Origin of the sequence: Nocardiopsis sp. Huas11 (assembly GCF_003634495.1) — a bacterium.
In the GTDB taxonomy this organism is placed as follows: Bacteria; Actinomycetota; Actinomycetes; order Streptosporangiales; family Streptosporangiaceae; genus Nocardiopsis.
On sequence record NZ_RBKY01000001.1, the window covers coordinates 865,158 to 879,086 of the forward strand.

Consider the following 13,929-nt stretch of genomic DNA (forward strand, 5'->3'; position numbering starts at 1 on the left):
CTCCGTGGTCGCCACGCCCTCGGCGTGCACGTCGCGGGCCGATTCGGTGTCCTACGTAATCGAGGCCATGTCTCATCCTCGCCACAACCTGCCCCTGTCCGCCGGCGAGTTCATCCGGTTCGTCGGACGCGAGCGCGACATCGTCGACCTCGGCCGCCTGCTCGGCACCGCCAGACTCGTCACCCTGACGGGCACCGGCGGCATCGGCAAGACCCGGCTCGCCCTGCACTTGGCCGAGCGCGTGCTGCGCCGGTTCCCCGACGGAGCGCGCTTCGTCGACCTCAGCGAGGCCTCCACGCACGAGCAGGCGCTGCGCGCCGTCGCCGTGAGCCTCCAGGCGGTCGAGGACGGCGCCCGCACGATGACGGACGCCATCATCACGTCCCTGCGCACGCAGAACCTCCTGCTGCTCCTGGACACCTGTGAGCACGCCGTCGGGCCGATGGCCGAGCTCTGCCAGGCGATCCTGCGCGACTGCCCCCGCGTGCGGATCCTGGCGACCAGCCGCCAGCCGCTGCACGTGCCCGAGGAGAGCATCTGGCGGGTGCCGCCGCTCTCCCTGCCCTCGCGCCCCACCCCCACCGACCCCTACGCCGACGACCCGGCCCCCATCCCCCGGCGCGACACCCAGCGCTATGAGTCGGTGCGCCTGTTCGTCACCCGCGCGCACGCCGCCCGCGCCGGGTTCGAGATGACCCGAGAGAACTCCGGCTACGTGGCGGAGATCTGCCGGATGCTGGACGGCATGCCGCTGGCCATCGAACTGGCCGCGGCCCGCGTGCGCGTGCTGAGCGTCCAGCAGATCCTGCGCCGCCTGGACGACCGCTTCCAACTGCTGACCAGCGACGGCTCCGGCGACCTCCCGCCCCGCCAGCGCACCCTGCGCGCGGTCCTGGAGTGGAGCCACGGCCTGCTCACCGAGTCCGAGCGATTGCTGCTGCACCGGTTGTCGGTGTTCACCACCTGGAACCTGGAGGCGGCCGAGGAGGTGTGCTCGGGCGAGGGCGTGGCCTCCGCCGACATCCTTCCCCTGCACTTCTCCCTCCTGGACAAGTCGCTGGTGGTGATCGACGCCGAGATCGACGGCACGGCCCACTACCGCCTGACCGAGACGGTGCGCGCCTACGCCGCCGAGCACCTGGCCGCCCAGGGCCGGGAGGAGCACGAGCGCTGGTCGCGCTACCTCCGGTTCTGCGTCGCGCAGCTGGAGACGGCCGCCAAGCGCTCGCTCACCAACCTGGAGTGGTCCGAGCGCCTGTCCCTGCTGCGCCTGCTCGACCACCACCGCGACAACTACGGCCGGGTGGTGGACTGGGCCCTGGGGGCCGGGCGCGTGGCCGAGGCCCTGCGCGTGTGCCTGGCGCTGCGCCCCTACTGGATGGTGCGCGACCTGGCGTCCGAGGGCAGCCGGCTCCTGGAGCGGGTCCTGGCCGCCTCCCCCGACGACCAGCCGCCGTCCCTGCGCACGCGTGCCCTGGCGCTCCAGGCCGAACTGCGGCTGGACATCGACACCGCGCAGCGGACCACGACCCTGGCCCTGAGCGCCCTGGAGGCGGCACGGGCCTGCCGCGAGGCCGGCGCGGCCGCCTCCGCCCTGGCCACCCTGGCCGCGCTGGCCCTGCGCACGGGAGCGGCCGAGGAGGCCCGCGCCCACGCCGAGCGGGCCCAGGAGTGGATCGCCGACGTCCACGACCCCATCGCCGAGGGCAGCGTGCGCGGTGTGCTCGCCCAGCTGGCGCGCCGGGCGGGGCGGACGGACGAGGCCGTCGCGCACCTGGAGCACAGCATGGCGATGGGCGAGGAGCTCGGCGACCGCTGGGGCTCGGCGCGCTGCCTGCACGGCCTGGGCTCGATCGCCGCGGAACAGCGCGACTTCGCGCGGGCGCGCGCCCGGTTCGCCGAGGCGCTGTCGATCTTCGAGGAACTGGACGCCGCCCCGGCCACGGCCCGCTGTGCCCGGGCCCTGGGACGGCTGCACCTGGCGGAGGGCGAGGTCATGGCGGCGCGCGAGCCGCTGGCGACCTGCCTGCGGGTGAGCTTCACCTCCGGGCAGCGGGTGGCGGTGGCGCGGGCCCTGGAGGCCCTGGCCGAGCTGGCGCTGGCCGAGGAGGAGGCCGAGCGCGCCGCCGCGCTCACGGGCGTGGCCTCGGACCTGCGCACGTCGCTGAACCGGCCCTCGGGCGAGACGGTCCGGCTCAGGTCGGCGGTGGAGCGCAGGGTGGGATCGGCCCGGGCCGCCGAGGCCTGGAACGCCTGGCGCTCGCTCCCCCTGGAGCAGGTCCGCGACCGCGCGCTGGCGTTCCCGCAGGTGGTCACCGAGCAGTCGCCCTACGCGGCCCTGACGCCCCGCGAGCGCGAGATCGCCGAGCTGGCCGAACACGGTCTGTCCAATCGGGAGATCGCCGACCGGCTCACGATCAGCCAGGCGACCGCGGCCCGACACATCGCGAACATCTTCAGAAAACTCTCCATCTCATCCAGGACACAGTTGACCGGCTGGAGCGCCTCGCGTGACCCTGGCTGAGCACCGTGCGCGACGTCGGAAGCACTTGCACAGTGCGCGTGCACGCGCTAAACCAGGAACTCCGTACGCTGCCGCCAACCCACCCCTTCCACCCGATCCGACCACCCCTCACTCCCCCGCGGACGCACCACACGGGAGGGGCTCCCACCTCGACCGGGAGCCTCCGGCTCCAGCACTGCCCACCCGTCTCCCACCACCGCCACCGCCCCCGGGCGCTACGCGAGGGGCGGGGCCACCCTCGACCGAGAGCCTCCGGCTCCAGCACCTCCCTCGACATCCCCTACAAGTGAAGGCCATGGCACCTTTGACCGCGCCCGCGCGGCACAACCTCCCCCGACCGGGGACCGGCTTCGTGGGCCGTGAGCGGGATCTGAGCGATCTGCTCCGGCTGCTCGGCTCAAGTCGTTCCGTCACCCTGTGCGGGGCCGACGGCATCGGCAAGACCCGGCTCGCGCTCCGGGTGGCCGAGCAGTCCACCGCCTCCTTCCCCGACGGTGTGTGGATGGCCGACCTCGCCGACGCCCGGTCGACGTTGGAGGTGTACGCCCGTGTGGCGCATGCGGTCAGAGTGGTGGAGGAGCCGGGGCAGCCGTTGTCGGCCACGGTGACCGAGGCGCTGCGGCACCGGCGTCTGCTGTTGGTGCTGGACTCCTGCGACCATGTCGCGAACGAGGTCGTGGGGGTCGGTGAGGCGCTGCTCGCCTCGTGCCCGAACGTGTCGGTGCTGCTGACGAGCGAGGAACCGATCCGGCTCTCCGGCGGGACGGTGTGGCGGGTCCCGGCGATGGCCCCGCCCCTGGCCGCGCGCAACGCGCCGCCCCCGGATCCGGCCGACGGCGAGGCGGTCCGCCTGTTCCTGGACCGCGCGCGTACCCGTGACCCGCGCTTCTCCGCCTCGCCGGAGGAGCTGGAGGACGTCGCCGTCGTGTGCGACCTGGCGGGCGGAGTGCCGCTGGCCATCGAGGTGCTGGGCGCGAGCGCGCCCGAGGCCGGGCCGGACGGGCTCGCCCGGGGCCTGCGCTCCCATCTGGCCTCGCCCGCCGCCCGGCCCGGCCCCGGTCAGGCGGTCTCGCGCAGCGAGGTGCTGCCCCTGGTGCTGGACTTCGTCTACGAGTCCCTGCCGGAGCCCGAACGCCTGCTGCTGCGGCGGCTGTCGGTGTTCCGTGGCTGGGACCTGGAGCTGGCCGAGCAGGTCTGCTCCGACGAGCTCCTGCCCGAGTCCGCCATCCTCGACCTGCTGACGTCATTGCTGGACCGGTCCCTGATCACCGTCACCGGCGAGTTCGAGGGCCGCGTCCGCTACCGCCTTCCCGAGGCCGTGCGCCGGTTCGCCCTGGAACGGCTGGCCGGCGCGGGTGAGGCGGAGGTGTTCCAGGAACGGCTCATGGCGCGCATGCTCCGCCTGGTCGAGGACCTGGGCCGACGCCTGGAGTCGAGCCGGGGCATGCCCTGGTCCGAGCGCGACTCCGGCCGCCAGCGGGTGATCGCCGAGTACGACACCCTGCGCTCCCTGCTGCGCTGGTCCTACCAGCGGGGCGCCGCCGAGCCGGGCCTGCGGCTGTGCGTGAGCCTGACCGCCCACTGGGTGAGCCACCACAACTACTCCGAGGGCGCGCACTGGCTGGACCGGCTGCTGGCACTGGACGAGGCCGCCAAGGCGCCCTCGCGTGCCCGTGCCCTGGTCGGCCGCGCCCAGCTCGCCCGGGTCCGCCGCGACCACGACCTGGCGCTGTCCATGGGCGAGGAGGGGCTGCGGCTGTGCCGCGACGCGGGGGACGACGTGTTCGTGCGCACGGCCCTGAACCTACTGGCCCTGGTGGGTGTGCGCTCGCGCACGCCGGACCGGGCGGCGGTGCGGGTCGAGGAGGCGCTGCGGCTGTGCCGTGACGCCGGGGACGTGTGGGGCGAGGCGATCGCCCTGGGCACCCGTGCGGCGCTGGTCGCGCAGCAGGGCGACTACCCGAGCTCCGACCAGCACTACACGACCGCGCTGGCGCTGCTGCGCGGCATGGACCACCGCTGGGGCGTGGCGGTGACCCTCATGGGCCAGGCGCGGGCCGCGGAGGCCAACGACGACCTCATGACGGCGGACCGCTGCTACCGGGAGGCACTGGACACCCAGCGCGTCATCGGCTCGGTGGCCGAGGAGGCACGGTGCCTGGCCGGGATCGGCCGGGTGGCGCACGCGCTGGGCTCCACGGAGCAGGCCTACGACTACCTGAGTGAGGGGCTGGTCCTCAGTCATTCGACGGGGCAGCGGGCCGAGGCCGCGCGGTCGCTGGTCGCTATCGCGCGGGTGGCGTTCGGTTCGGGGCTGCGCGAGGAGGCGTGCCTGCTGGCGGGTGCGGCGACCGAGGTGCGGTCGCGGCTGGGCCTGGTGACCCACGAGGCGCCGTGGCCCTTCGTGAAGGTGGAGCGGGTCCGCCGGCGGCGCCGGCGGCTGGTCGACTGGTGGGAGCGGGGCCGGGCGATGTCGCTCTCGGACGCCGTGGACCTCGCCGAGCAGGTGACGGTGGACGGCCGGCGCCCTCCGGCGCGCCCCCGCCGGCGCGAGGCGGACAGGACGGCCGAGGACGGACGGGCCCGCCGCGCGCCCGGGAAGGGCGCCGCCGGACCGGCCGTGCCCGCGGGCTCCGCCCCGGCGGAGTCGGAGCCCCCGAGCTCGCGGCTCACTCAGCGGGAGCTGGAGATCGCACGCCTGGTGAGCCGGGGCAAGAGCAATCCGGAGATCGCCCGGACGCTGTTCATCACGCCCTCGACCGCCGCGCGTCACGTGGCCAACATCAACCGGAAGATGGGCTTCCACTCGCGGACGCAGATCGCGGCGTGGGTGGAGCGGCATCGGGGCTCCGAGTAGGGGTCCCACTCCGGCTCGAATCGCCCGAATCGGGCTGTGTAGACAGCGCGACGACAGAATCTACATATGCATCTGCATCGCAATATGCATGTGCATCTGGCCGTGAACGCGCTAGGCTTCCCCACATGGAACTCAGGCCCTTCCGCTCGCGGGAGCGGCGGTGGGGGCAGGGGTTCCGCGAGCGGCCGTCGGGTCCGGGCCGAACACCGGACACCCGTCGGACCGTCAGCCCCGGGCCCGTCCCGGGGCCGGTGGAACCGTGGGAGCGCGGGGTGGAACCTGGGGAGGGACCCCGCCTCCGCACGGCGCTGCCGGGCTCGCCACGTGGAGGGGGCGTGACGAGCCCGAGCAGCGGATCCGCCGTTGTGTGAACGAGGTGGGGGTACGCATGGGGGTTGGGCTGAGTTCAGGAACCGAGCGGTCGGGACGCCACCTGCCGCGCAGGGACGACCCGATCGGATCGCTGACCGGGGGCCTGTGCGAGCGGCTTCGGCTTCGGCCGACCAGAGGGGGGTCGATCCGCGGCGCCGGCCGCCGGGTGGACGCGCTGACGTTCGCCGCGACGGTGGAGCGGGCCGCCGCCGGACTGAGCCGTCGGGGCATGTGCCTGGGCGACGTCGTGGGCGTGCTCGCACCGGTCTCCCCGGAGCGCTTCACGGCCACGTACACGGTGATGGCCGTGGGCGGCCGGGCACTGCCGCTGTCCACGGAGTCCGACCTCGAGACCCAGTGCGCGGTGCTAGCCGAGACCGACGCCCGGCTGCTGCTGGTGAGCGCCGACCTGGCGACGACCGCGCTGGAGCTGGCCGAGCACTCGCGCGTACGCCAGGTGATCGCGTTCGGCGGCGCCCTGGGGACGACGCCCTTCGACGACCTTCTGCAGCCCAGCCCGGACGGCAACGGCTACAACCCCACGCGGGGCCTTTTCGACAACGGCATCCTCGGCTACGACAGTACGCCCGAGGGCATCTTGACCACCCTGTACCCGCACAGCGACCTCATGGCCCGCTTCACGGACCTGCGCGAGCGCCTGGAGCTCACCTCCGACGACGTCGTGGCGGTGGACGAGCGGGGCGACGAGCCCACACGCGCGGCCCTGGTGGCCCTGGCGCTGTGGACGGGGGCGTGCGTGGTGTGCGGCAGCGGCTCCCCCGCTCCGGAGGGCCGTGAGGTGACGGTGCGGTGCGCGCCGGAGCCGGTGCGGGTGGCCCACCCCCGCGCCGGGGGTATGTGCTGAGCCCACGCCCGGCGCGGCCGGTGTAGGAGGCCGCTCGCGAGGGCCGCCCGGGTCGCCTGGGCCGCCTAGCCCGCGGCGGCCTCGGCCTCGGCTCGGGGGTCGTCGATCTCGAACCACGCCACGTGCGTGGCCTCGTTCCAGTAGTCGCCGCTGCGGGTGGCACAGCTGTCGACGATGAGCTTGCCGCGGCCGAAGTCCTCGCCGTCGTCGCGGGAGTGTCCGCCCTCGCCCTGGCGCTCGCCCTGGTCGGCCACGGCCACGCGCAGCCGTCCGGCGTCGGAGCGGATGAACAGGGTCATCACCCCGCCGCTCTGCCCCGAGCGCGAGTGCAGCAGCGCGTTGGTGGCGAGTTCACTGACCGCCAGCTCGGCGTCGTCCAGCACCTCGTCGGAGTGGCCCATGCGGTCGAGGAACTCGCGCACGCGGGCGCGCACCGATCGGACCGCGGTGAGGTTGCCCGCGCAGCTCCATACGGTGTGGTCCGTAACTCCTCCGGTCAGGTCGGCGACATCGATCGCCGGAACGCCCGGTGTGGTGCCGTCCGGGGCGTTCGCGGGCACGAACTCGCGGAGTTGCCTCGCCTCAGCCATCCGGTCACTCCAATCACCCGCGTCGGGCGCGCGGGTCGCGCCGCCTGCACTCACCTTAGACAAGGGCGTACTTGCTCCAGAACAGCACACCCGGCTTCGGCATGCCGGGGATTGGCCACAAAACCCCGTCACGTGTCCTCCCCGAGGAGGACAAAGGAAACGCTCCGCACCCCAGGCGATCCCATGTGAGGTGTAACACGCAGGCAATGGACCCGCCCGTGTTCGTGGCCGGAACCGGCCGTGGGCCGGGCTTCGAGCCCCGTCGGTCCGCTGGGCACCGATACGCACAGCAGCCACATGGAATCTCACCGTTACCAGCGTGTGACGGAATCCGGCAAAACGGATAAATCATCCGTTAAACACCACGGTTTCGCTTCCTGGAGACATCGATTAGGGCACAACCCCCGGTGCTCCGAGCGGGCCGGACACCGCTCCCCGCACGTGGGCGCGATGCGCACATGAGCACGCGCGGCGTCCGCACCCGGCGCCGGAAAGTACCAGGCCACAGCCGCTTTCGCCACCCCGGCACGCGGCCGTTCTCCCGCTCCCCGCGGCACGCTGGAACGACCACCTGTCCGGACATGGGCTCATTTGACGCTCTCATCAGGCGCAACAAGGATCAGGAGCGTCAATGCCGGCCCCGTGCCCCCGGGCCCAGCGGGCGTCGCCCCGCCCGGCGTCGACACCGCGAAGTTCCCAGTCCAGACGAGGTGTCCTGTGCCTTCCCTGTCCGAAGACCCCACCCCCGCCCGCGTCCTCGGTGTCCCCAGCCGCCGTTCCCTCCTCAAGGCCTCAGCCGCCGGAGCGGCCCTGACACCGGTCCTGGCCGCCTGCGGCGGAGACGAGGGGTCCGGGGGGTCCGGTGACGGCGAGCCGCAGCGGGGCGGTCGCCTGCGCGTCGGCGTCGCGGGCGGCGGCGCCAGCGACACCCTCGACGCGCACGACCCCACCGACAATGTCGACATCGCGCGCAACTACGCGCTGTACGCGTCGCTGATGCGCTACAGCAACGACGGCACCATCGAGCCGTACCTGGCCGAGTCCCTGGAGTCCAACGACGACGGCACCGAGTGGACCCTGGTCCTCAAGGAGGGCCTGACCTTCCACGACGAGTCACCCGTGACCGCCGACGCGGTCGTCTTCTCGCTCCGCCGCATCCTGGACCCGGACGAACCCATGCGCGGCGCGGGGGACCTGGAGGGCGTCGACTACGAGGGCCTGGAGATCGTCGACGACCGCACGGTGGTCATCCACTGCACCGAGCCCATGGTCACCCTGCCCGAGGCGCTGGCCGAGTACTACAACTGCGTGGTGCCCGAGGGCTACGACCCCGACGAGCCGATCGGCTGCGGCCCCTTCCGGCTGACCGAGTTCACCGTCGGCGAGTACAGCCTCATGGCCCGGCACGAGGGCTACCACGAGGAGGGCCTGCCCTACATCGACGAGCTGGAGATCATCGACTTCCCCGAGGACGATGCCCGCGTCAACGCGCTGAGCAGCCAGAACGTCGACATCATCAGCCAGGTCCCGCACGCCCAGGTGGCGATCATCGAGGGCGACCCGTCGCTGTCGGTCCTGGAGTCCGAGACCGGCATGTGGCTGCCGTTCACCATGCGCGTGGACCAGGCCCCCTTCGACGACGTGCGCGTGCGCCAGGCGTTCCGGCTCATCGTGGACCGCCAGGAGATGATCGACCAGGCGCTGTCCGGCTACGGGCAGATCGGCAACGACATGTACGCGCGGATGGACCCCTCCTACCCCGAGGACTTCGAGCAGCGCGACCAGGATCTGGACGAGGCCCGCCGACTGCTGGACGAGGCCGGCCACGGCGACGGCCTGGAGGTCGAGCTGGTCACCAGCGACATCAGCGCGGGTGTGGTCGCCGCCGCCGAGGTCTTCAAGGAGCAGGCCACCGAGGCCGGGGTCACCGTCACCCTGCGCCGGGTCAACCCCAGCGACTACTGGAACCCGGAGGAGGGCTTCCCCTACGCCTTCGGCCAGGACTTCTGGAGCGCCCGCAACTACATCACGCAGACCGCCCAGGGCTCGGTCGTGGGCGCGCCCTACAACGAGACGATGTGGGGCGAGGACGAGGAGTGGGTCGACCTCGTCGACCAGGCCCGCAGCACCTCCGACCTGGACGAGCGCAACGAGATCATCCGGCAGGCGCAGCGGATCGAGTACGAGGAGGGCGGCTACATCGTCTGGGGCTTCGTCAACCTGATCGACGCCCACACGACGAGCGTGCACGGGCTGGAGCCCGCGGTCTCCGGCCACCCCCTGGGTTCCTACGCCTTCCACCTGGTGTGGATGGACCAGTAGGACGGCACCGCCCGCCGGGGCGGGTGCTCCGGGCACCCGCCCCCGTCCGACCGCAACCGAAAGCTCACCATGACTCGACTCATCGTCGCCCGGCTCCTCTACGGCGCCCTGACGCTCTGGGCGGTGTCCCTCGTGGTCTTCGCCGCCACCCAGGCGCTGCCCGGCGACGCAGCCCAGCTCATCCTCGGGCGCGACGCGACGCCCGAGCGCCTGGCCGTGCTGCGCGAACAGCTCAACCTGGGCGAGCCCGTGGCCGTGCAGTACCTGCAGTGGCTCCAGGGCATCGTCCAGGGCGACCTGGGCACGTCGTTCTCCAACCGTCAGCCCGTCGCGGAGTACCTCGCCTCGCCCGTCCAGAGCTCGATGGCCCTCATGGGGCTGTCCGCGCTCGTGGCCACGCCGATCGCGCTGGCCGTCGGCGCGTTCAGCGCGCTGCGCAGGGACCGGGCCTTCGACCACACCTCGTCGATGGGAACGCTGGTCGTGGCGTCCATCCCCGAGTTCGTCGTCGGCATCCTGCTGATCCTGCTGCTGGGTCCCGGCGGCCTGGACCTGTTCCCGTCGGTGTACGCCCGCGAGGGCGGTCCCGACCAGTGGATCCTGCCCGTCCTGACGCTGTCGCTGGCCGTGGCCCCGCCGATCGTGCGGATGATGCGGGCGACGATGATCGAGGTCCGGGAGAGCGAGTACGTGCAGCAGGCACGGCTCAAGGGCATGAGCGAGCGCCTCGTGCTCTGGCGCCACGCCGCGCCCAACGCCATCGGCCCGGTCGCCCAGGTCGTCGCGCTGCAGCTGGCGTGGCTGGCCGGCGGTGTGGTGGCGATCGAGTACCTGTTCAACTTCCCCGGCGTCGGCAAGGTGCTGATGGACGCCATCGAGAACCGCGACGTGCCGCTGATCCAGGCGGTCGTCCTCCTCATCGCCGGGATCTACATCCTCGTCAACCTGGTCGCCGACGTGATCGGTCTGGCGTCCAACCCGAAGGTGAGGGTCGCGAACCGATGAGTACACCTTCGACGCCGACGGCCGAGGCCGTCGCCACCCCGCCCAGGCGCCGCCCCGGACTGTTCCGGACCGCGTGGCGGTTCGGCCGGACCAAGGTGGGCGTGGTCCTGACCGCCCTGATCGTCCTCGTGGCCGTGGTGGGCCCCTTCGTGGCCCCGTACACGCCGACGGAGTTCGTCGCCAAGCCGTTCGAGACGGGCGTGGACGGCGCGCTGTTCGGCGGCGACAACCGCGGCCGGGACGTGCTCACGCGCTTCCTGTGGGGCGGGTGGACCCTGCTCGTCCTGGCGGGCGCCGCCGCCGGCATCGGTGTGGCGGCGGGCACCGTCGTCGGCATCGTCGCCGGGTACCTGGGCGGGTGGCTCGACAACGCCCTGATGCGCGTCAACGACGTCCTGCTGGCCTTCCCCCAACTGATCGCCGCGCTGCTGGTGATGTCGATCATCGGCCCCAAGGTGTGGCTGATCGTGGCCGTCATCGCGGTCTCGCACCTGCCGCGCGTGGCACGGGTCATCCGCGAGGCGACCCGCAAGGTCATCGAGCAGGACTACGTCAAGGCCGCCGAGGCGATCGGTCTGCCGCGGTGGCGGATCATGGCCGTGGAGATCCTGCCGAACGTGACAAGCCCGCTCCTGGTGGAGCTGGGCCTGCGGCTGACCTACTCGATCGGCGTGGTGGCGGTCCTGGGCTTCCTCGGCATGGGGCTGCAGCCGCCGACGGCCGACTGGGGCCTGATGATCAACGAGAACCGCCAGGGCATGGTCGTGCAGCCGTGGGCGGTGGCGTTGCCCGTGACCGCGATCGCGATCTTGACGATCGGCGCCAACCTCATCACCGACGGGCTCTCACGGGCCGCGATCGGTATCGACCGGGGGGTCGAGAAGTGACTCAGGACAAGACTCCGAACGACGCCACCGCACTGGTGGTCGACGGCCTCAGCGTGATCGGGCGTCCCTCGGACGTGGAAATCATCAGCGACGTGTCCATCACGGTGCGGCGCGGTGAGATCCTCGGCCTGGTGGGCGAGTCCGGTTCGGGCAAGACCACGCTGGGACTGTCGCTGCTGGCGCACTGCAAGCGCGCCACGGAGATCTCCGGCGGCCGGGTGGAGGTGGCCGGGGCCGACCTCGCGACGCTGTCCGAACGGGGCGTGCGCGCGCTGCGGGGGCGCGCGGTGGCCTACATCCCGCAGTCCCCCGCCTCGGCGCTCAACCCCGCGCTCAGGCTCCGCACCCAGCTGCGTGAGGCGCTGCACGACTCCTCCCTGTCCGCGGGCACGGTCGCCGAACGGGTCAGGGAGGTCCTGCGCGAGGTCGCCCTGCCCGACGACGCCGCCTTCCTGGCGCGCTACCCGCACCAGCTGTCGGGGGGCCAGCAGCAGCGCGTGGCGATCGCCATGGCCTTCATCGGGCGGCCGGACGTGATCGTGCTCGACGAGCCGACCACGGGCCTGGACGTGACCACGCAGGCGCACGTGCTGGACACGATCCGCCGGATGACCCGCGACTACGGCACGGCGGGGGTCTACATCAGCCACGACATGGCGGTGGTCGCCGGCCTGGCCGACGAGATCGCGGTCATGTACCGGGGCGAGCTGGTCGAGCGCGGGCGCACCGCGAAGGTCATGGCGGCGCCCCAGCACGAGTACACGCGCCGGCTGCTGTCGGCCGTCCCCCTGCTGCGGACCGACGGCGACCAGGAGCACACGGCGGCGGAGGAGGAGCCGCTGCTGCGGGTGCGCGGCCTGTCCGCCGGCTACGGGCGCACCACCGTGCTGGAGGACATCGACGTGTCGGTCTCGCGCGGGCAGTGCGTGGCGCTGCTGGGCGAGTCGGGGTCGGGCAAGACGACCCTGTCCCGGGCGGTCGTGGGGCTGCACCGGCAGTTCTCCGGCGAACTGCTCTTCGACGGCACTCCTCTGGCCGCCGGCGCCTACCGGCGCACCGCCGAGCAGCGGCGGCGCGTGCAGTACGTGTTCCAGAACCCGTACGAGGCCCTCAACCCGCGCAAGCGCGTGCGCGACCAGATCCTGGGCCCCTACCGGCACCTGGTGGGACGGCCGCGGGACCCCGACGCCGTGGTGGCCGAGGCCCTGGAACGCGCCGCCCTGTCGGCGTCCTACGCCGACCGCTTCCCGGAGCAGCTGAGCGGCGGCGAGCGCCAGCGGGTGTGCATCGCCCGCGCGGTGGCCACCGGGCCCGACCTGCTGGTGTGCGACGAGATCACCTCGGCGCTGGACGTGTCCGTGCAGGCCGAGATCGTCGCGCTGCTGCGCGACCTCCAGGACGCGGGGATGGCGCTGCTGTTCGTCACCCACAACATCGCGCTGGTGTCCAACATCGCCGACCACGTCGCGGTGCTCGACCAGGGCCGGATCGTGGAGTACGGGCCGGTCGGGGAGGTGATGTCGGCGCCCGAGCACGAGTACACGCGCGCGCTGATCGCCGACACCCCGCACTTCGCGCCGGGCTTCGCCCAGGCCGCGGAGTAGCCTCCCGGTCCCGGCGGGCCGAGGCCGGCGGGGTCAGAACAGGACGGACATGACCTCGCCGACCTGGCGGAAGCCCACCTTGCGGTAGGTGGCGCGGGCAGGGGTGTTGAAGTCGTTGACGTAGAGGGTCACGCGGGGGGCGATCTCGGCGAGCGCGTACTCGACCACCGCGGCCATTCCCGCGGAGGAGTGGCCGCGGCCGCGCAGGTCGGGGTGCACCCACACGCCCTGGACCTGGCAGGCGTGCGGTGTCACGGCGCCGATCTCGGCCTTGAACACGACCCGCCCGTCCTCGATGCGCGCGAAGGCGCGGCCGGTGCGGACCAGTTCCTCCACCCGCGCGCGGTACAGCGCGCCGCCGTCCCCGGAGTCGGGCGGCACGCCGACCTCCTCGGTGAACATCGCCACGCAGGCCGGGAGCAGGATGTTGAGTTCGGAGGGGCGTACGCGCCGCACCAGCGGGTCCGCGGCGACCCGGGGCGGCCCGTCGATCTCCAGGACCGGCTGGCTGCTCCTGATCACCCGGGCGGGGCCCCAGGCCGGGGTGACCTGCCGCCAGAACTCGGAGACGGCCTCGACCGGGCCGACGATCGAGGAGCAGCGGCGGCCGCGCCAGCGGGCGTGGTCGGCGAAGCCGCGGATCGCGGCCGGGCCGGCGTTGACCGGGACCAGGTTGGCCCCGGAGTAGCACAGCGCGGTCAACCGCCCTCGATCGACGTGGCCCCACACCTCGGTGCCGGTGGGCCCGGCCGAGATACCGGTCGCCATCAGCCGTGACGTGACGAAGACGTTTCCCACGGGATCGGTGTCCAGGAGCGCGTGGACGGCTTCGCGGTCGCGCTCTCCGAGGACCCGTACCGGCGAGGTTCGCAGCATCGCATCTCCCCCATCGCTTCGCCGACG

At 72.7% G+C, this 13,929-nt stretch carries 9 protein-coding genes; 7 read left to right on the forward strand and 2 right to left on the reverse strand.

Features of this window, described 5'->3' with window-relative positions; all coding sequences use genetic code 11:
- Window positions 1–67: 67 nt before the first annotated feature.
- From DFP74_RS03845 to DFP74_RS03855, 3 genes are all read left to right on the forward strand, one after another.
- A complete protein-coding gene (locus DFP74_RS03845; RefSeq protein ID WP_121180431.1) occupies window positions 68–2,524 on the forward strand; it encodes a tetratricopeptide repeat protein in 2,457 nt (818 codons plus the stop codon).
- 304 nt (window positions 2,525–2,828) lie between these two features.
- Window positions 2,829–5,381 (forward strand): LuxR C-terminal-related transcriptional regulator, encoded by a 2,553-nt coding sequence (locus DFP74_RS03850; RefSeq protein ID WP_121180432.1) that lies wholly within the window; start codon window positions 2,829–2,831, stop codon window positions 5,379–5,381.
- 388 nt (window positions 5,382–5,769) lie between these two features.
- Complete coding sequence (locus DFP74_RS03855; protein ID WP_121180433.1) at window positions 5,770–6,618, forward strand: AMP-binding protein; 849 nt, start codon at window positions 5,770–5,772, stop codon at window positions 6,616–6,618.
- Window positions 6,619–6,683: 65 nt separating this feature from the next.
- On the opposite strand, the gene DFP74_RS03860 is transcribed toward DFP74_RS03855, so the two are convergent.
- The gene (locus tag DFP74_RS03860) at window positions 6,684–7,208 is read right to left on the reverse strand and encodes an ATP-binding protein (protein WP_121180434.1); all 525 of its coding nucleotides are present in this window, start codon (window positions 7,206–7,208) and stop codon (window positions 6,684–6,686) included.
- A gap of 717 nt (window positions 7,209–7,925) precedes the next feature.
- On the opposite strand from DFP74_RS03860, the gene DFP74_RS03865 reads away from it, so the two are divergent.
- The 4 genes from DFP74_RS03865 to DFP74_RS03880 all read left to right on the forward strand — a co-directional run bounded on the left by DFP74_RS03865 (window position 7,926) and on the right by DFP74_RS03880 (window position 13,026).
- Window positions 7,926–9,530 carry an ABC transporter substrate-binding protein gene (locus tag DFP74_RS03865; RefSeq protein WP_121180435.1) on the forward strand — a complete coding sequence of 535 codons (1,605 nt, stop codon included), beginning with the start codon at window positions 7,926–7,928 and terminating at the stop codon, window positions 9,528–9,530.
- A 69-nt stretch (window positions 9,531–9,599) separates the two neighbouring features.
- Window positions 9,600–10,535: an ABC transporter permease gene (locus tag DFP74_RS03870; RefSeq protein WP_121180436.1), complete on the forward strand. Its 936-nt coding sequence runs from the start codon at window positions 9,600–9,602 to the stop codon at window positions 10,533–10,535.
- A complete protein-coding gene (locus DFP74_RS03875; RefSeq protein ID WP_121180437.1) occupies window positions 10,532–11,422 on the forward strand; it encodes an ABC transporter permease in 891 nt (296 codons plus the stop codon). Before DFP74_RS03870 ends, DFP74_RS03875 begins: the two co-directional genes overlap by 4 nt.
- On the forward strand, window positions 11,419–13,026 hold the full coding sequence (locus DFP74_RS03880) for an ABC transporter ATP-binding protein (RefSeq protein ID WP_121180438.1): 1,608 nt from the start codon (window positions 11,419–11,421) through the stop codon (window positions 13,024–13,026). The genes DFP74_RS03875 and DFP74_RS03880 overlap by 4 nt, the downstream gene beginning before the upstream one ends.
- A gap of 33 nt (window positions 13,027–13,059) precedes the next feature.
- Here DFP74_RS03880 and DFP74_RS03885 read toward each other — a convergent pair whose 3' ends face one another.
- Window positions 13,060–13,902, reverse strand: coding sequence for a GNAT family N-acetyltransferase (locus DFP74_RS03885; protein WP_121180439.1), 843 nt, complete (start codon window positions 13,900–13,902; stop codon window positions 13,060–13,062).
- Window positions 13,903–13,929 lie beyond the last annotated feature (27 nt).

Bases quoted from the DNA above. Each gene is read 5' to 3' on its own strand.
- DFP74_RS03845 (WP_121180431.1), top strand. From the start codon at position 68: ATGTCTCATCCTCGCCACAACCTGCCCCTGTCCGCCGGCGAGTTCATC.
- DFP74_RS03855 (WP_121180433.1), top strand. From the start codon at position 5,770: ATGGGGGTTGGGCTGAGTTCAGGAACCGAGCGGTCGGGACGCCACCTG.
- DFP74_RS03860 (WP_121180434.1), bottom strand. From the start codon at position 7,208: ATGGCTGAGGCGAGGCAACTCCGCGAGTTCGTGCCCGCGAACGCCCCG.
- DFP74_RS03870 (WP_121180436.1), top strand. From the start codon at position 9,600: ATGACTCGACTCATCGTCGCCCGGCTCCTCTACGGCGCCCTGACGCTC.
- DFP74_RS03875 (WP_121180437.1), top strand. From the start codon at position 10,532: ATGAGTACACCTTCGACGCCGACGGCCGAGGCCGTCGCCACCCCGCCC.
- DFP74_RS03885 (WP_121180439.1), bottom strand. From the start codon at position 13,902: ATGCTGCGAACCTCGCCGGTACGGGTCCTCGGAGAGCGCGACCGCGAA.